At 66.9% G+C, this 17,493-nt stretch carries 9 protein-coding genes; 4 read left to right on the plus strand and 5 right to left on the minus strand.

The genetic code is table 11. The features are described 5' to 3' along the window. Positions 1-68: 68 nt before the first annotated feature. Positions 69-863: a protein-L-isoaspartate O-methyltransferase family protein gene (locus JQ617_RS29450; protein ID WP_212029381.1), complete on the minus strand. Its 795-nt coding sequence runs from the start codon at positions 861-863 to the stop codon at positions 69-71. Beyond that, on the minus strand, positions 860-4,330 hold the full coding sequence (locus JQ617_RS29455) for an ATP-binding protein (protein ID WP_212029382.1): 3,471 nt from the start codon (positions 4,328-4,330) through the stop codon (positions 860-862). The genes JQ617_RS29450 and JQ617_RS29455 overlap by 4 nt, the downstream gene beginning before the upstream one ends. Positions 4,331-4,463: 133 nt before the next feature. On the opposite strand from JQ617_RS29455, the gene JQ617_RS29460 reads away from it, so the two are divergent. The 4 genes from JQ617_RS29460 (at position 4,464) to JQ617_RS29475 (ending at position 13,164) form a co-directional block, all read left to right on the plus strand. Then, the gene (locus JQ617_RS29460; protein ID WP_212029383.1) at positions 4,464-10,904 is read left to right on the plus strand and encodes a non-ribosomal peptide synthetase; all 6,441 of its coding nucleotides are present in this window, start codon (positions 4,464-4,466) and stop codon (positions 10,902-10,904) included. A 142-nt stretch (positions 10,905-11,046) separates the two neighbouring features. Continuing rightward, on the plus strand, positions 11,047-11,214 hold the full coding sequence (locus JQ617_RS29465) for a hypothetical protein (protein WP_167358307.1): 168 nt from the start codon (positions 11,047-11,049) through the stop codon (positions 11,212-11,214). A 241-nt stretch (positions 11,215-11,455) separates the two neighbouring features. Beyond that, a complete protein-coding gene (locus JQ617_RS29470; protein WP_063692422.1) occupies positions 11,456-12,187 on the plus strand; it encodes a 4'-phosphopantetheinyl transferase family protein in 732 nt (243 codons plus the stop codon). Beyond that, positions 12,184-13,164 carry an LLM class flavin-dependent oxidoreductase gene (locus JQ617_RS29475; protein ID WP_212029384.1) on the plus strand — a complete coding sequence of 327 codons (981 nt, stop codon included), beginning with the start codon at positions 12,184-12,186 and terminating at the stop codon, positions 13,162-13,164. Before JQ617_RS29470 ends, JQ617_RS29475 begins: the two co-directional genes overlap by 4 nt. 162 nt (positions 13,165-13,326) lie before the next feature. Here the strand turns inward: JQ617_RS29475 and JQ617_RS29480 are convergent, their stop codons facing one another. The 3 genes from JQ617_RS29480 to JQ617_RS29490 form a co-directional block, all read right to left on the minus strand. After that, complete coding sequence (locus JQ617_RS29480; protein WP_212029385.1) at positions 13,327-14,352, minus strand: histone deacetylase family protein; 1,026 nt, start codon at positions 14,350-14,352, stop codon at positions 13,327-13,329. A gap of 119 nt (positions 14,353-14,471) precedes the next feature. Then, the gene (locus JQ617_RS29485) at positions 14,472-15,410 is read right to left on the minus strand and encodes an SMP-30/gluconolactonase/LRE family protein (protein ID WP_212029386.1); all 939 of its coding nucleotides are present in this window, start codon (positions 15,408-15,410) and stop codon (positions 14,472-14,474) included. Continuing rightward, positions 15,367-17,439, minus strand: coding sequence for a PQQ-dependent sugar dehydrogenase (locus JQ617_RS29490; protein ID WP_212029387.1), 2,073 nt, complete (start codon positions 17,437-17,439; stop codon positions 15,367-15,369). Before JQ617_RS29490 ends, JQ617_RS29485 begins: the two co-directional genes overlap by 44 nt. Between the last annotated feature and the right edge of the window lie 54 nt (positions 17,440-17,493).

A 17,493-nucleotide genomic window follows, 5' to 3' on the forward strand; every position in this document is an offset into this window, starting at 1 on the left:
GCACTCATAGCGGCGGCGGGCGGCGCTGCAAACTCACAAACGGAATCAAGGTAAAATGAAACGAAGCGTTAGCCATCCGACGGCAGGCCCTGCTCGATCCCGCGGAAGCGCAGCGGCGCGAGGCTTGATGCCCGCTGCCACCAGTCGGCGACGCGGTCGTCGAGCGCTGTCACGCCGCGGCCCTGGCCGGGGAAGATCCGGATCTGCTGCACGGCTTCGGCTTGGAAGCCCTTGCCGCGCCGCGTGATCATGAGGGCGGCGCCCTCGCGATCCCGCTGGGTCAGCGGCACCAGCAGGCGGCCGCGCGGACGGAGCGACTGGAGCCAGAGCGGATGCGGATGCGGAAAGCCGGCATGCACGATGATCACGTCGGCGGCCTCGCCGACGTCCTTACACCCGTCGCCGTTGACGACCGTGACGTTGCCATAGCCGCGCAGATAGTGCGCTGCGCGAGCCGCGAGCCGCTCGTCGCATTCGATCGCATGCACGCTGCCCTTGGGGCCGACCATCATCGACAGCACCGCGGAGAAATAGCCGAGGCCGGCGCCGATCTGCACGACGCGGTTTCCCCGCTTGACGTCGAGCACATCGATGAAATGCGCCCACAGGCTCGGCAGGCCGGTGTCGAGCTTGCGGCGTGCGTCGATCGCGACCAGCACATTGTCGTAGAGATGAACGGGATCGGCATCCGGCGTCAGCCGATAGCTGCGCGCCGCCTCGCTCTTGATGCGCCAGGGGCCCCTCGCCAGAAAATCCTCGCGCGGAACGGCGGCGAGCGCTTCGAGCAGGCGGGGTGAGGAAATCCGCTCGCGCCTCGCAATCATCGCGACGTAACGCGCACGCGCGGCGGCAAGATCGCTCATTTCACCGCGCTGGCCTGTTCGCGAACCGGCACGTCCGCATCGAGCTCGTTGACCAGCTGCATCGCCTGCTTCAGGTCCGGCGTGTAGAAGCCTTCGCTGAACCTGCCGACGATCGGCACGAGCAGGAGTCGCGCATGCTCACGCCTGCCCGATTGATGCGACAGCCGTGCGAGGCTGACCGCGGTGCGCAGCTCCCACGACAGCGCGCCCTGCTTGCGCGCGGTCTCCAGCGAGAGGGCGAACAGATCCTCGGCCTCCTGCACCGACGCCGGGTCGCCGTCCGACAGCGTGATCTCGCCTTGCAGGCGATAGACCTCGGCGAGATAGGAATGATCGCCGGTCCGCCGCGCGGTCGCGAGCGCACCGTCCAGTGCGCGCAAGGCGGCATCGCGCATGCCGACCTTGACGTAGGCCTCGGCAAGCAGGCAGCGGAACCAGCAGCCTGCGAGCCAGGAATCCATCGCCTCGTATTCGTCGAGGCCGAAGCGCATCTGGCTGAGGCCTTCGTCGGCCTCCCCTAGCTGGGCCAGCGCCCAGCCGCGCAGGATCGCGGCCTGCTGCTTCCAGTGCAGGAAATTGTGCTCGGTCGCGATGATCATGGCGCGGTTGGCGTGGTCGCGCGTGCCCTCGACGTCGCGCAGATGCTGGCAGAGATAGGCGCCGAACACGAGCGCGAAGGCGAGCGTGAAAGGATGGCGGATCTTCTCGGCATTGGCGATCGCCTGCTCGCTGTGCTGGCGCGCCGCATCGGGCCGGCCGAGGAACCAGAGCAGATAGCCGAGATAGGACAGCGAAACCACGCCGGGATCGGTGCCGTGCCGCTCCATCAGATCGGAATGCAGGTCCGGGCTGTAGAGATTGATGCAGCGGTGCAGGTGGTGCTGCGAGGCGGCGAAGCGGCCGCGATAGAGCATGGTCATCGCGATCGAACGATGCGCCTCGATCAGATAGCCGGTCTGCTGCGCCGGCTGCGACCGCTCGTTGAGCCGCTCGCGCTTGGCGAATTTCAGCAGCTCGACGCTGAGATCGTGCGCGCGGGTGAGATCGGCGCGGATGAAGTGGCACACCCACAGGCCACGCGTCGCGGCAAAGGCCTTCTCGTCATCGTCGAGCTGCTGGCCGAGCTCGAGCGCGCGAATGTAGTTCTCCTCGACCTCCTGCACCGCATAGCCCTTGGCCGCGATCAGCGCGTTGCCGAGCGCGATGCGCAGCTCGAGCTCCATCTCGTCGGCGCCCTGCATCCGCGCATTGGCCTGCACGACGCTCAAGCCCCGGCGCAGATGGCCGATCGCCTCCAGATTGGCGCCGCTCCTGGCCGCCTGCTTGCCGGCCTTGAGCCAGAAGCTGGCGGCGCCCTCGCTCTGCCCGGATTCGGTGAGGTGATGGGCCAAGAGCTCCGGCTCGCGATCGGTCTTCTCCGGATACATCTCGGCGAGCACCTGCGCGATGCGCGCATGCAGCTTGCGACGCTCGCTGTGCAACAGGCTCGCATGCGCGGCGTTCTGGATCATCACGTGCTTGAACGAGTAGAGCGCGTCCGGCGGATGGCCGCGCCGCATGATCAGCCCGGCCTCCTCCAGATGGTTGAGCGCTGCCACGATCTGCTCCGCCGGCGTATTGGCCACGGTCTGAAGCGTCTCGTAGGAGAACTCGCGGCCGATGGTGGCGCCGATCTGCGCGATCCGCTTGAACGGCCCCATCCGGTCGAGCCGCGCCATCAGCGAATCCGTCAGCGTTGCCGGGATCGCGAGCTGCCGCCACGGGCCGGACAGCACGTAGCGCCCATGCCGCTCGGTCAGGAGGTTGGATTCGAGAACGGTCTTGGTGAGCTCCTCCAGGAACAGCGGCACGCCGTCGGTCTTGACGATGATCTCCTCGACCACCTCCTTGGGAAGCTCGCGGCCGGCGACGCGCTCGACCAGCGTGGTGCGGAGCTGCCGGCTCAGGCGGTTCAGCACCAGGGTGGTGATGTGCGAATGCGCGTTCCAGCTCGGCTGGAATTCGGAGCGCGCGGTGATGATGACCAGGATCGGCCGGTTCTGCACCCGGTCGACCAGGAGATCGATCACCTCGCGCGAGGTCGGGTCGATCCAGTGCAGATCCTCGAACGCGATCACGATAGGCATGTCGCGGGCAAGACCCAGGAAATGGCTGACCAGCGCCGCCACCGTTGCGTCTTTCTGCTGCTGCGGCGACAGGTCGAGCGGCGGATAGCGATCGCCGGTCGGAATCGACAGCAGCGCGGCAAACAGCGGCGTGACCTGCTCGATGTCGCCATGCGCGGCGGCGATCGCGGTCTCCAGGCTCGCCAGCGACATCGCGGAGGCATCCTCGCGGTCGAGCCCGAGCGAGAATTTGAGCTGCTCGGCGAATGGATAGAACGCGGTGGAGGTGTAATAGGGCGAGCACTGGAACGAGACCTGGCCGTGCCGGTCGCCCGATATCCGCTCGAAGATCTCCTGGATGATGCGGGACTTGCCGATGCCGGGCTCGCCGAACTTGACCACGACCTGGCCGTCGCCATCCTTGGCCTGCTGCCAGCGCCCCATCAGCAGCGCAATCTCCTCCTCGCGGTTGACGAGCGGCGTCAGCCGCGCGCCCATCGCGGCGGCGAAGCGGGTCTCCACCCGCGAGGCCCGCACCACGTGCCAGGCCTGCGCCTTCTCCGAGATGCCCTTCAGGGCATGGACGCCGAGACTGCGGTAGTCGAACTTCCCCTTCAGCAGCGACTGTGTCGAGGCGGAGATCACGACGCCGTTGGGCGGCGCCAGGGCCTGCAGCCGCGCCGCGAGATTGACGGTCTCGCCGACCGCGGAGTCGCGCTCTTCGGTGCCCTGTCCCACGAGGTCGCCGACCACGACGAGGCCGGTCGCGATCCCGATGCGCACCGCGGGCGAATGGCTGAGCGCGCCGCGCGGCTCGATCGCGCGCGCGGTCGACAGCACCCGCACGATCTCGAGCCCGGCACGCACCGCACGCTCGGCATCGTCCTCATGCGCGGTCGGATAGCCGAAATAGACCAGGATGCCGTCGCCGACGAAACGGGCGGCGAAGCCCTCATAGTGCTTGACCACGCGGACGCAGGTTTCGCGGAAGCTCGCGATCATGTCGCGCACGTCTTCCGGATCGAACTGCACGGAGAGCGAGGTGGAATCCACCATGTCGCAGAACATGGTGGTGAGCTGGCGCCGCTCGGCCCCGACCTCGGTCCGCGGTTGCGGGCGCCCCGCCGTGGCCGGTGCGGCTGCCGTTTCAGCCTGAAACAGGGCGGTCATGGCACGCTGGAGCCGCTTGCGGTCGCCGAGCGGCAATCCGAGCTCGACCAGATCGGCTTCGGTCAGGTCTCCCATGACATCGAGATCGAGGCGGTGCTGGGCGAAGAGATCGGCGTAGTGACCAAGGCCGATGCCTTCGAGCCAGCGCTTCAGCCCGCCTTCCGTCTCCGTGCCCGGCTCGTTCTCCAGCATGGTGATTCTGCCCGACTTCACTCCGTCGAAGGGCTTTAGGGCCTCAACCACAGATTTTGGGGCCCGAACTTCACCTCAGACTGGACGCGTTCCCTAACTCTTGGGAAGAATAGCCCAATCAGATCAAAAGGGAATGGCATTGTCGGACATTGCATCCACAGCGGGATCGGCCGGCGCGAGCCTCGAAGCGAAGGCCTTTTCCCATATCGGCGCCCTCCTCGACTTCTACGCACGCAGGATGCCTGCGGCGCCCGCCCTTCTCGCCCCTGGCCGGCCGGCCCTCCTCTATGGTGCGCTTGGCGAGCGGATCGAGGACATGGTGCGCACGCTGCGCGGTCTCGGCATTGCACCCGCCGACCGGGTTGCCGTCGCGCTGCCGCGCGGAGCGGACAGTGCGCTGGCGCTGATCGCGGTCGCGTCGAGCTGCGCCTGCGTGCCCGTCAATCCCGACCTCACGGCCGACGAGCTGCAACGCTATTTCAGCGAATTAAAGCTGACCGCGCTCGTCACCCGCGCCGATATGAACTCTGCCAGCCGCGACGTCGCCAGGGTGCTCGATATCGCAGTGATCGATTTCGTGCCGGGGCCGAAGGACGATCTCGGCGGCGGCACGTTCATCGGCCCGTCCGTCGGGCCGGCGAGCACGCGCGGCGCTTCGCGCGAAGACGACGACGCCTTCATCCTGCTGACGTCGGGGACGGCGGCGCGGCCCAAAATGGTGCCGTTGACGCATCGCAATGTGTGCCTTTCCGCCCAGAATGCCGGCCGCGTGCTCTCGCTCACGCCCCATGATCGCCTGCTCAACGTCCTGCCGCTGTTTCACGCGCATGGCTTGATCTCCGGCCTGCTGACTGCGCTCGCCGCCGGCTCCAGCGTGATCTGCACCGAAGGTTTCGACGCCGCGTCCTTCTTCGGCTGGATGCGGGCGCTGCAACCGACCTGGTACACGGCAGTGCCGACCATTCATCGCGCGCTGCTGACGGCGGCGGAATCCGACCCCGACCGCGCCCGGGCCTCGTCGCTGCGCGTGATCCGCTCCGCCTCGGCCTCGCTTGCGCCCGCGATCCTTGCCGGACTGGAGGCGACGTTCGGCGTCCCCGTGCTCGAGACCTACGGCATGACGGAGGCGGCCTCGCAGATCGCGGCCAATCCGTTCGAGCTGCGCAAGGTCGGATCTGTGGGGCGCGCCGCGGGGCCCGAGATCGCGATCATGGACGAGACGGGCCGTGCGCGCGCGAGCGGCCAGCACGGCGAGATCGTGCTGCGCGGCGCCAACATGACGCGCGGCTATTATAATGACGAGGCGGCGACGCAGACCGCCTTCCGCGATGGCTGGTTCAGGACCGGCGATCTCGGCTATCTCGATTCCGACGGCTATCTGTTCATCGTCGGCCGCATCAAGGACGTCATCAACCGCGGCGGCCAGAAGGTCTCGCCGCTGGAGGTGGAGGACGTCCTGTTGAGCCATCCGGCGGTGCTGGAGGCCGGCGTGTTCGCCGTCCCGCACCAAAAGCTCGGCGAGAACGTCGCGGCCGTCGTGGTGCTGCGGCCGAATTCGGAGGCGAGTTCGGACCAGCTGCGCCAGTTTGCACGCAAACGCCTTGCGGCCTACAAGGTGCCGAGCCTGATCCGCAGCGTGGCGGCGCTGCCCAAGGGCGCCAGCGGCAAGGTCAAGCGCAACGCGCTGGCAGATCTGATCGCAGCGCCGGGCGACAGCCATGACGCGCAGCTTCCGCGCAACACGCTGGAGACCCAGCTCGCGGACATTTGGGCCGGCCTCCTCGAGCTGCCGCAGGTCGGCGTCGATCAGGACGTGTTCGCGCTCGGCGCGGATTCGCTGGCGGTGACGCAGATGCGCTCGCGCGTGCGCGAACGCTTCAACGTCGACTTCTCGTTCGAGGACATCTTCGATTGCGCCACGGTCACCGCGCTTGCGGCCCGGCTGGAGACCGCAGCAACGCGCCGCGAAGCACTGCCGGCCTGGCGCCAGACCACTGCTGCGGCAGCGGACGCGCCGCTGTCGTTCCAGCAGCAGCGTATGTACGTGCTCTCGCGGCTCGACCCGACGCGCTACAATTACAATGTCGTCGAGGTCGCGGTGCTCAAGGGCGCGGTCGACGTCGCCGCGCTTTCCGCGGGCCTCACCGCGATCTGCGCACGCCACGAAGCCTTGCGTTCGGTCTTCGTCGAACGGCAGGGCGAACCGGCGCAGCGCGTGCTGCCATCGCCGCCGCGGTTCGAGCGGATCAAGCTCAAGCCGTGCCCCGCGAGCAAGCAGGCCGCCGTCGTCAGGCGGGAGGCGCTCAAGCTCGCGCAATATGAGTTCGACCTCGCGCGCGAGGCGCCGCTGAAGGTCACGCTGCTGTCGTTCGACAAGACCAACCATGCGCTGGTGGTCAACATCCATCACCTCGTCACCGACGGCTGGTCGCAGCGGCTGTTCTGGGAAGAGCTGGCCGCGCACTACGCCGCCGCCCGCAAGGCAAGCGTGGCGGCGCTGCCCTCGCCCACCTTCCAGTATCGCGACTTCGCGCTCTGGCAACAGAGCTGGGCGCAGACGCCGGCGGCCAGGGAGCAGCTCGACTTCTGGAAGGCCCAGCTCGACGGGGTCACCACGCTGCCGCTGCGGACGGACCGGCCAAGGCCCGAGGTCTGGACCGGCAGCGGCGCCCGCCACTATTTCGAGTTCTCCAAAACCCTCTCGGGCGATATCCGCGCGCTGAGCCAGGAGCAGGGCGTCACGCCGTTCATGACGCTGCTCGCCGCCTTCCAGTGCCTGCTGTTCCGTCACACCTCGCACGAGGACGTCGCGACCGGATCGCTGATCGCCAACCGCAACCAGATCGAGAGCGAGCGGCTGATCGGGCTGTTCGCCAACACCCTGATCCTGCGCAACGACTTTGGCGGCGACCCCGGCTTTGGCGAGATGTTGCGGCGGGTGCGCCAGGTCACGCTCGATGCCTACCGCAACCAGGACCTGCCGATCGAGGAGGTGCTGCGCGCGCTGCAGATCGCGCGAAGGACGGACGGCAATCCGCTGTTCCGGATCATGTTCATCCTGCAGAACGCCTCGATCGAGGCGGCGCGCTTCCCCGGCCTGTCGACGCGGCGGCTGGAGGTCGATCCCAGGGTGGCGCGCTTCGACATCACGCTCGAACTGGTCGAGGCCGAGGGATGCTTCACCGGCTTCTTCGAATACGCCACCGATCTGTTCGACGCGGTGACGATCGAAAGCATGGCCGCGCAGTACAGGACGCTGCTGAAGGCGGTCATCGCCAATCCGGAGCAGCGCATCTCGCGCCTGCCGCTGCTGACCGCGGCCGAACGCCGGCAATTGCTGGCGGACGGCCGGGGCGTGCCGGCCAACTTCACCGCCCGCGGCAATCTGAGCGAACGCTTCGATCGCCACGCCAGGAAGACGCCGAACGCCATTGCGGTGTCGGACGGCCGCATCTCCATGAGCTATCGCGAGCTGGCGCGCCGCAGCCACGCGATTGCGCGCTGGCTGGCCCGCGAAGGCGCCGGGCCCGAGACCGTGGTCGCCTTGCTCGCGGAGCGCGGCCCGGACCTGCTCGCCGCGATGATCGCGGTGCAGCGCGTGGGCGCGGCCTTCCTCAATCTCGATCCCGAGCAGCCGCCGGCGCGGCTCGCAACCATTCTCGGATCGAGCTGCGCAAGCATGCTGCTGACCGGCCGCGCGCAGTCATCCATGGTCGGCTCGCTGCTCGAACCGCTGGTCGGGCGCATCCTGGTCGCCGAGCTCGACGACACGGCCGCGCCGATGGCGGCGAGGCCCGCCCGTGCCGCGCGGCGCAGCGCCGACGGCCTTGCCTATCTCATCTACACGTCCGGCTCCTCCGGCGCGCCGAAGGGCGTCATGATCGAGCAGCGCGGATTGTCGAACCATCTGGCGTCGCTGATTTCCGAACTGAAACTGTCGGCGAAGGACGTGATCGCGCAGACCGCGCCGCAGAGCTTTGTCATCTCGGTCTGGCAGTTCCTCGCCGGGCCGATGGTGGGCGCGCGCGTGCATGTCTGCGCCAACGCGATCGTCCAGGACCCGATCCTGCTTGCGCGGGAGATCGAGCGCGAAGACATCTCCGTGCTGGAGATCGTGCCGTCGCTGCTGCGCGTGATCCTCGACCGCATGGACGAGGCGCAGATCCGCCGCGCCTTCGCGAAGCTGCGGCTGCTGATCTCGACCGGCGAGCCGCTGCCGGTCGGTCTCTGCCGGGCCTGGTTCGCGCGCTGCCCGAAAGTGCCGCTGATCAATGCCTATGGCGCGTCGGAATGTTCCGACGACGTGTCGCTGCATCGCCTGACCAAAGCGCCGGCGATCGCGACCGGCAACGTTCCGGTCGGCGCGCCGCTGCCGAACACGCAGCTCTACGTGCTCGACGCAAATCTCCAGCCGCAGCCGACCGGCGTGACCGGCGAGCTCTGCATCGGCGGCGCCGGCGTCGGCCGCTTCTACGTCAACGATCCCGCACAAAGCCGGCTACGCTTCCTGCCCGATCCGTTCTCGCGCCAGGCAGGCGCCCGGCTGTACCGCACCGGCGATCTCGCCCGCCGCCGCACGGACGGCACGATCGAATGCCTCGGCCGCGCCGACCATCAGGTCAAGATCCGCGGCTACCGCATCGAGCTCAAGGAGATCGAGAATGCGCTTGCCGGCCATCCGGGCGTGCGCGCCGGCATCGTCGAGCCGCGCCGCGAATCCGGCGGCGATGTCAGGCTGATCGCCCATATCGTCGCCAACCCCGACAGCCGGATCAGCGCCAGCGAATTACGCGACTTCCTGAAGAGCCGGCTGCCCGGGCATGCCATCCCGTCCGCCTTCCTGTTCCTGGATCAGGTGCCGCTCAACGCCCATGGCAAGATCGACCGGTCCGCGCTGCTGGCGCCTGCACAACAGGAAAGTTCCGGCCCGGCTGCGGCCGTGCCGGCGCGGCGTTTCACCGAAAAGGTGCTCTCCGACATCTGGATCGACCTGCTGAAGGTCGAGAGCATCGGCATCACCGACAATTTCTTCGACCTCGGCGGTCATTCGCTGCTGGCGGGCCAGGTGATGGCGCGCATCGCCCGGGCGCTCGGCGTGTCGCTGCCGATCAAGACCATCTTCGAGGCGCCGACGGTCGAGGAACTCGCCCGCCGGCTCGACGAGGCCACGGCGGCGAAGCCACCCGTGCCCGCCGCGAGCCTGTCGCGTCTGGTCGCAAGCGGACCACCGACGCTCTCGGTCGCGCAGGACCAGATGATTCGGATCGAGCAGAACCTGCCGGGCCTGCCGCTGTTCAACCTGCCCTTCGCGTTCCGGCTCGATGGCGCGCTCGATCCGGCCATCCTCGCGCAAGCGTTCGGCGACATCGTGCGCCGTCACGAATCGCTGCGGACCGGGTTCGGCTGGAACGGCGACGAGCCCGTCAGCCGCATCGCCACCGCGAGCGAGCTCGGTCCCGTCCTCACCGTCGAGGCCATTGGCGACGGGCGAGTGCACAACAACAAGCGGCGCAAGGCGCTCGAACTCAGGAAGATCGAGCTCCTGATCGAGCAGGAAACCTATGCTCCGTTCGACACCGCGCGGCCGCCGCTGCTGCGGGCGCGCCTGCTGCGACTGCATGCCGAGGAACATGTGCTGCTGCTGACGCTGCATCACGCCGTGGCCGACGGCTGGTCGATCGGCGTGCTGTTCGAGGAATTGTCGAGCCGCTATGCGGCGCTGGCCGGGCGCGCTGCGGCGCCGCTGCCGAAGCCGCCGCCGGCCTTCTCCGACGTCGCACGCTGGCAGCGATGGTGGTGCGGCACCGACGCCGCTCACCGCCAGGCCGCCGAATGGACGGAGAATCTGCGCGGCGCCGTTCCGATCTTCGAGGGCGAGGCATCCCCCAGCGCATCCACCGGGCACCATCCGCTGAGGTTCGAATCCGATCTGATCGCGCGACTCACGACGTTCGCCGGTCAGCACAACGGCACTCTGTTCATGTGCCTCCTCACCGCCTTGAAGGCGCTGCTGCTGGCGCAGACCGGCCGCACCGACATTTCGGTCGCCACCGCCATGGCCAATCGCGCCCAGCCGGACACCGACCGAATCATCGGTCCGTTCGAGAACACGGTGATCGTCCGCACGACGATCACGCCGGATCTGTCGTTCGCGCAGGCCCTGGCCCGGGTACGCCAGAGCGTGCTCGATGCGCATGCGCGGCAGGAGCTGCCGTTCAACATGCTGGCCGACCGTCTCGAGCAGGAGGGAATCGATCCGGCCGCGCTGCTCCAGGTCTATTTCACGCTGCAAAATCCGCTGCGTCAGCCGCTCGATTTGCCGGACATTGCGGTGCAATCGATCGGAAACGTCGCGCGCGAGGGCCAGCCGGTGCTGCCGATCGACCAGACCTGGCTGTCGCTGATGCTCAAGGAGCGCCCGGACGGAATCACCGGTTCATGCAATTACAAGCGCGAGCTGCTCGGCGGCGATACGGTCGGTGGATGGATGGATGATCTTGCCGCGCTGCTCGGCGCCGCCGTCAGCCAGCCCAACACGCCGCTGGGCCAGCTGCTCGCTCGCAAGGCGGCATGACCGGCCGTACAGGACAAGCGAATACGAGTTCACTCGTCAAAGCTGTGAATGAGCAAGTTGCATCTTGATTATTTGGCGCCAGCGCGCAAGATTATTCTCGCGATTTGATTTGGACGATTATTTTCAACCGGGGGAGTGCATTATGGGTTTCATCAAGTTTACCAAGGGTACCTCGTTGAGCGACAAGGACCGCAAGGCCCTGCAGAAGCTGCTGACCAACGAGAAGAAGAAGCTCCAGTCCGCAATGAAGGACGTCGACGCCAGCCTTTCGATGCTGGGCGGGTCGAAGAAGGCCAAGAAGAAAAAGTAAGACTAGTCGGCGGAGACGCCGCAGGAATCTTCAGGCTTATTTTCGGCCTCCGGTTCGAATTTGGCCGCTCGCTCGTCGAGTTGGGGTCTCGCACAAGCTTGCGTCTGTAAACCGGCCTGCAAATCGACAAGAAATTGCCCGGGTGGACCGCTACCAACGGTCCACTGGTTGATTCTTGCTCAGTTGATTCTTCCGTCAGGGCCGGGGATTTGGCCTCTGCCTGACGCCAAAGGCCCAATTGATGGCAGACGACACGATTGAATTGTTTGTCGGACTGATCGAGACCATTGATGCGCCGGGCGCGGCCGATGCGTGCCGGCGCCTGCTCTCGGTCGACGAACGGATCCGCGCGGACCGCTTCATGTTCGAGCGGCATCGGCGACAATATATTTTCGCGCATGCCATGCTGCGGCTCGCGCTGTCGAAGGTTGCGCCCAACGTCGCGCCCTCGGACTGGTCGTTTGGGGCCGGCCGCTACGGGCGTCCGTTTGTTGCAGCGCCCAAGACCTCGACCCCTCTGCATTTCAGCCTCTCGCATGCCGATGGCTGCGTTGCCTGCGTCGTATCGCGGCATGAGACCGTCGGGGTCGATGTCGAAACCGTGTCGCGGCGCGTCGCACCGCTGTCGACCGCGCATCGCTTCTTTGCGCCGGAGGAGGTCGAGACCTTGCGCGGCCTGCCGGAGCCCGCCGCGATCGACCGCTTCTTCGACTACTGGACGCTCAAGGAGGCCTATCTGAAGGCCAGGGGCTTCGGGCTCAATCTGCCGCTCGATGCCTTCGCGATGCAGGTGTCGCGCGAGGCCATCGAGATCAGCTTCAAGCCCGACATCGCCGACGATCCGGAAGGCTGGCGCTTCTCGCTGTGCTCGCCCTCCCCGTCGCACCGCCTCGCGATCGCCGACGGCTCCCGTGCCGACGGCGGCCTCCCCATCTCCCGCAATGACTGGCCGCTCCAGGAAGCGGCTGAATGACGCCCCCGCGGCTGCGCGTCTTTCCCGCAATCTCGCGCAACCGCGATCCCAGGAAATATGTCGCCGAGCTGATGCGGGTGGCCGAGTTTGCCGACCGCAACGGCTTCGAAGGCATTCTGCTGTTCGAAGGCAACGACGTGTTCGTCGAGCCCTGGGCCATGGCCCAGCACATCATGGCGGGAACGACCCGATCTTCGCCGCTGATCGCCGTCAACCCGGTCTACATGCACCCGTTCACGGCAGCGAAATTCGTCTCGTCGTTCGCGCAGCTCTACGGCCGCAAGGTCTATCTCAACATGATCACGGGGACCGCGGTCAGCGATCTGCAGGGCCTCGGCGACGAGCAGAGCCATGCCGACCGGTATGTCCGGCTCGGCGAGTACGTCGCGCTGATGCGCCAATTGCTATCGAGCCCGCGGCCGGTGACGGTCGAGGGCCGGTTCTACCGCGCCGGCAATCTGCAGCTTCGTCCGCGCCTGCCGGCCGAGTTGATGCCGGAATTCCTGATCGCCGGCCAGTCCGAGTCCGCGCAACGCGTGGCCAGGGAGACCGGCTGCATCAAGATGCAGATGCTGCCGCCCGATCTCGATCGCGGGCTCGACGCACCCGGCATGAACTTTGGAATTTTCGTCCGCGAGAAAAGTGACGATGCGCGGCAGGCGGCAAAGGCACGCTTTCGCGACAATCCCGACGATCGCGAGCTGCTCGCGCTCACCGTGGAGAACAGCGACTCCGTGTGGAAGCGGCGGCTCTATGAGGGCCAGAGCGGCGAACTCCAGGACAATGGCTACTGGCTGCTGCCCTTCCTGACCTTCCAGGCCGACTGCCCCTACCTCGTCGGCAGCTACGAGGAGATCGGCGCGAAGCTGAAGACGTTTGCGGCGAAGGGCCTGACCACGATCATGCTGGACATGGTCGCGGACGAGACCGAGATGCAGCACGTTTGCAAGGCGCTCGCGGCGAGCGGGATGTTCTAGATACCACTCTCAACGTCATGGCCGGGCATAGCCGTCCGAAGGACGGCGTCGCTTCCGCTCGCCTATGTCCCGGCCATCCACGCCGTGCGACGCGGTGAAGAACGTGGATGCCCGGGACAAGCCCGGGCATGACGACCTACGCGGGGAGAGGCGAGGAAGAAATCACCTCGCCTCTTCGAATCCCGCCAGCACCGAGGTCAAGTTCGCGCCCAGGATATCGGAGAGATAGCCGCCCTCCTGCACGAACACGGTCGGCAGCCCCATCTTCGCGATGGCCTGGCCGATGCGGCGGAAGCCGGGCGTGGTGACGGCGAGGCCCTTGAGCGGATCATGCTCGGACGCATCGAGGCCGAGCGCGATGACGAGCGCGCCGGGCGCGAACGACTCGATCGCCTTGCGCGCGAGATCCATCGCCTGCATGTAGCCGTCATCGCCGGTGCCGATCGGCAGGGGAATGTTGAGATTGGTGCCGAGGCCCGGACCTTCGCCGCGCTCGTGCGCATAGCCCCACACATAGGGATAGTACGCGATGGGGTCGGCGTGGATCGACACCGTGTAGACGTCGGGCCGCGCGTAGAAGATCCCTTGCGTGCCGTTGCCGTGATGGACGTCGACGTCGAGGATCACGACGCGCTCGTGCTTGAGCCGCAGATGCGCCGCCGCGATCGCACTGTTGTTGAGGAAGCAGAAGCCGCCGGCCATGTCGCGATAGGCGTGATGGCCGGGCGGACGGCAGAGCGCGTAGACCGCGTCTTCGCCGTCCATCACCATCTGCGCCGCCGTGGTCGCGACGTCGGTTGCCGCACAGGCCGCAGCCCAGGTGCCCGGGCCGATCGGCGCTGCCGTGTCGGCGGTGTGCCAGCCGAGCTTGCCGACGATGTGGGTCGGATAGGTCGCGGCGTGCCGCACGGGGTGGATGTTGCCGATCATCTCTGGACCGGAATCGCCGAGCGCGGTCCAGGCGTCCCAGGCTTCGCTCAGGAACGACAGATATTCCGGGCTGTGAATGCGCGCCCGCGGCCCCTGCCCGAACGCGGTCGGCTCGACCAGCTGATGCTTGCCGTCCTTCAATCCCTTGAGCAGGCGGTCGGCGCGCTCGGGCTGTTCGGTGGTGCGCTTGACGACGCCGCGAACCAGGAAGAATTGCGGATCGTGGCTGCGGTGCAGTTCGGTATGGACGGCTTTCACTCAACACTCCGTGGTCGCTCTGACGGTGCCACAGAGTCTTGATCACTGCGGCCGCCAGATGCAAGCAAGAAGAATGCCGCCTCCGCCGCACCGTCCTGCGCCAGAAGCAGACCGCTGCTCTAGCAGCGCCCGCGCTGGAGGCAGTGCTCGCGGCCCGGCTGGTCGGTGCGGAAGGATTCGATGAAGCCGCCCTGGCGCTGGGTGACGAAGACGGTCTTGCCGTCGCTGCCGCCGAAGGCGAGATTGGTCGGCTCCTTGGCCTTGAGCGTGATTTCGCGCTCGACCGCGCCATTGGGCTTCATCAGCGCGATCGTGCCCTTGAGAATGCGCGCGACATAGAGGCGGCCGGCGACGTCGGTGCGCAGGCCGTCGACGGTGTCGGGCTGAAACGCCTTGACCATCTTGGCCGCGGTGAGCTCGTTGCCGTTGATCTCATAGGACCAGATCTGGCCGCTGCTGGATTCCCCGACATAGAGCGTCTTGCCGTCAGGGCTGAGATCGATGCCGTTGGTCGTGCCCATCGCGCGCGGCGCCGACATCACCTGGCCCTGCACCGTTCCGTCGGCAGCCTTCGCGATGCGCCAGATGTGGCCCTCGCGCCCCTTCCAGTTCGGATCGCTCGCATAGATGGTGCCGTCGCGGGCGACGGTGATGTCGTTGGGCTGGTTCATCTCGTCGGAGTGAAACCAGACGGCGGCTACGCTGGCGCCCTTCGGGATCGCGAAGATGTTGTGCTTCTTGTAGTCGGCGACGAACATGGTGCCGCTGCGATCGAAGCGGATCGCGTTGCCGACACTGCCTTCGGGGAGCGTCGTGAACAGCTCCGAGGCCGCACCGCCCGCGGGCAATCTGCCGATGGTGCCCGCCTTGCCGAGATTGACGACGAACAGATTGCCGTCGAGATCGGCGGCGGGCCCTTCGATACCGAACGTGTACTCGCTGGCGGGCGTCACCTGCACGCTGTCGAACAGCTTTGTGTCGGCAGCGGCCAGCGGCGTCGCGACAAGCAGGATGCTACTGCACAGGCACCAGAAATTCCTGCCGGATGTAATAGCCATCGTCGTCGGTGCACTCGCCATTCAAATAGGGATCGGCCGGCCGGAAGAATCGGCTGAAGCCGGGTTTGTCTACAGCGCTCCTTTGTGTCACGACGACGACCTTCCCGGCCGGTATTTCGCCGCATTCCTTGTTGGTTTTGCCGAAAAACTTGCGTTGCGGCGGGCCGGGCTTGATCCGCATCCGCGTGCCCGGGACCATTTTGGCGACGAGCAGGTCCGCGGTGTCGAGCAGGCGCGTGTAGCCGGGCTCGGTCTTCGGCAGGCTCTCGCCGCCCGGCGGCATCAGCTTCTCGGCACCGAGACCGCGCAGGCGCGTGCGCAGCCTGCCGGCGTCGGGATCACCGGGATAGATCCAGCCGTCCTGCGACAGCATGAATCGCAGCACCGCCCTGTCCTTCTCCGCATCCGATTGCCCGGCGTTCAGTCCGAAATCAGAATGGCAGCCGACGCAATGCTTCTCGACGAGCCCTTTGCGCAAGGTTGTGAGGTGAACGCTGTTCTGCGCATCCTTGGCCACGAAGGCCGCGAGCTGATCGATCAAGGCCTGGCTGCGCGTGTCGCAGGGCAGCGGCTGAGGCGCTTCGCCGGCCGCATGATCGATCCGGATCACGGTCTGGTTCTTGTCCTCGACCAGCCAGATCGCGCCGTCCTCCGCGACGGTCAGTCCGACGGGGGCCCCGAGCGGCCGCGCGCCGTTGACGCGGTGCCAGCCGGCGATCAGCTCCTCGAACGGCGCCGCGGCGACCTCGCCGGCGTCGGTCTGGAAGCTGTGGGTCGGATCGGCGGCGCAGCTGACGTGATATTGCACCGGCGGGGGGCTGGGCTTGGGAAACCCGTGGTCGTCGACGTCGTAGACGAGAACGCGGCTGCCGGTCGGGCGATAACCGTGCAGGCCGACCAGCAGCTTGCCGTCCAGCTCCGGGAATTTGGCGCCGTGATAATAGAGCATCGCGAGCGGCGCGCCGTGCGGCGGCATCAGCGACAGCGGCGGCTTGTAGAGCGCACTGGCCGTACAGAACGATTTGTAGATTCCCGATTGCAGCACCAACCTGAATTCGGGGCTCGGCGTCGCCAAATCGTAGCAATAGGGCCAGCCATAGTGCCGGCCCTGCTCGATCGCGTTGATCTCCTCGTTCGGCTTGAAGATGTCAGGCAGGTCGCGGCCGTTCTCGCCTTGCAGGAAGGCGTAGCCGGCATCCGGAAACATCGGATGCAGCGCCAGCGCCATCGAATTGCGCAAGCCGCGCGCGTAGACGGTGTGCGGCGGATCGGGGTCTTTCGGTCCCAATGCCGGGAAGACGCCACCCGCGGGCGGCGCGAACAGCCAGATCGATGCCAGCGCGGAGGCACCTTCCGCCGCGGCGCAGGGTTTCGTGATCGGCGCCGCCGTGATGCAGTCGTCGCTGTGCGAGCCGACATTGACGAACAGGCGCCCGGACCTGTCGAACACGAATTGCTTCAGCGGATGCGCGCTCTCGTCGAGCCTGGTGCCGTCAGGCAACGTGATCCTGCGGCCCGGCATGTGACGGATGATGGTCTCGACCGTGCCCCGCGGATTGTCCGCGAGCGGATCGAACCGGAAGATCGCTTCGGCGGTCGAGGCATAGAGCTTCTTGTCAGGGCCGATCACCAGGCCGAACGGGTATTCGAGCCCCGTCAGCAGCTCCTTGAATCGCTGTCCCTGCGGCGCGCGCGGATCGAGCAGCAGCAGCCGTCCGTCGGTGTGGCCCCAGCCGCCCATGTCGGCCACCACGAACAGGTCGCGGCCAGGCACCTGGACGATCGAACGCGGAAACTTGAGGTGATCCTCTTCGCTGGCGACGAGGCCGGCACAGAACCCCGCCTTCATGTCGATCTGGATCCTGGGGAAAGCGAGATCGCCGCTGCCGCACGTCTCGGCGCCGATCGCGTAGCCGCTCTTCCTGACCGGCTCGGACGATGACGGGGCGGGGCTGAGCAGCGCGCCGATCAGGAAAGCTGCAAGCACGCGCAGATTTCGGCGTTCGCTCCGAAATGTGAACTGGTTCACGGTGGCCCCCCGAATTCCACGCGACGCTTGTTCCACGGCGCCGGAGCGCCGTCC

Origin of the sequence: Bradyrhizobium sp. KB893862 SZCCT0404 (assembly GCF_018130885.1) — a bacterium.
Lineage (GTDB): Bacteria > Pseudomonadota > Alphaproteobacteria > Rhizobiales > Xanthobacteraceae > Bradyrhizobium > Bradyrhizobium stylosanthis.

Excerpts from the sequence above, each read along its gene's own strand:
- JQ617_RS29460 (WP_212029383.1), top strand. The coding sequence starts at position 4,464 with ATGGCATTGTCGGACATTGCATCCACAGCGGGATCGGCCGGCGCGAGC.
- JQ617_RS29470 (WP_063692422.1), top strand. The coding sequence starts at position 11,456 with ATGGCAGACGACACGATTGAATTGTTTGTCGGACTGATCGAGACCATT.
- JQ617_RS29455 (WP_212029382.1), bottom strand. The coding sequence starts at position 4,330 with ATGCTGGAGAACGAGCCGGGCACGGAGACGGAAGGCGGGCTGAAGCGC.
- JQ617_RS29450 (WP_212029381.1), bottom strand. The coding sequence starts at position 863 with ATGAGCGATCTTGCCGCCGCGCGTGCGCGTTACGTCGCGATGATTGCG.
- JQ617_RS29475 (WP_212029384.1), top strand. The coding sequence starts at position 12,184 with ATGACGCCCCCGCGGCTGCGCGTCTTTCCCGCAATCTCGCGCAACCGC.
- JQ617_RS29485 (WP_212029386.1), bottom strand. The coding sequence starts at position 15,410 with ATGGCTATTACATCCGGCAGGAATTTCTGGTGCCTGTGCAGTAGCATC.
- JQ617_RS29465 (WP_167358307.1), top strand. The coding sequence starts at position 11,047 with ATGGGTTTCATCAAGTTTACCAAGGGTACCTCGTTGAGCGACAAGGAC.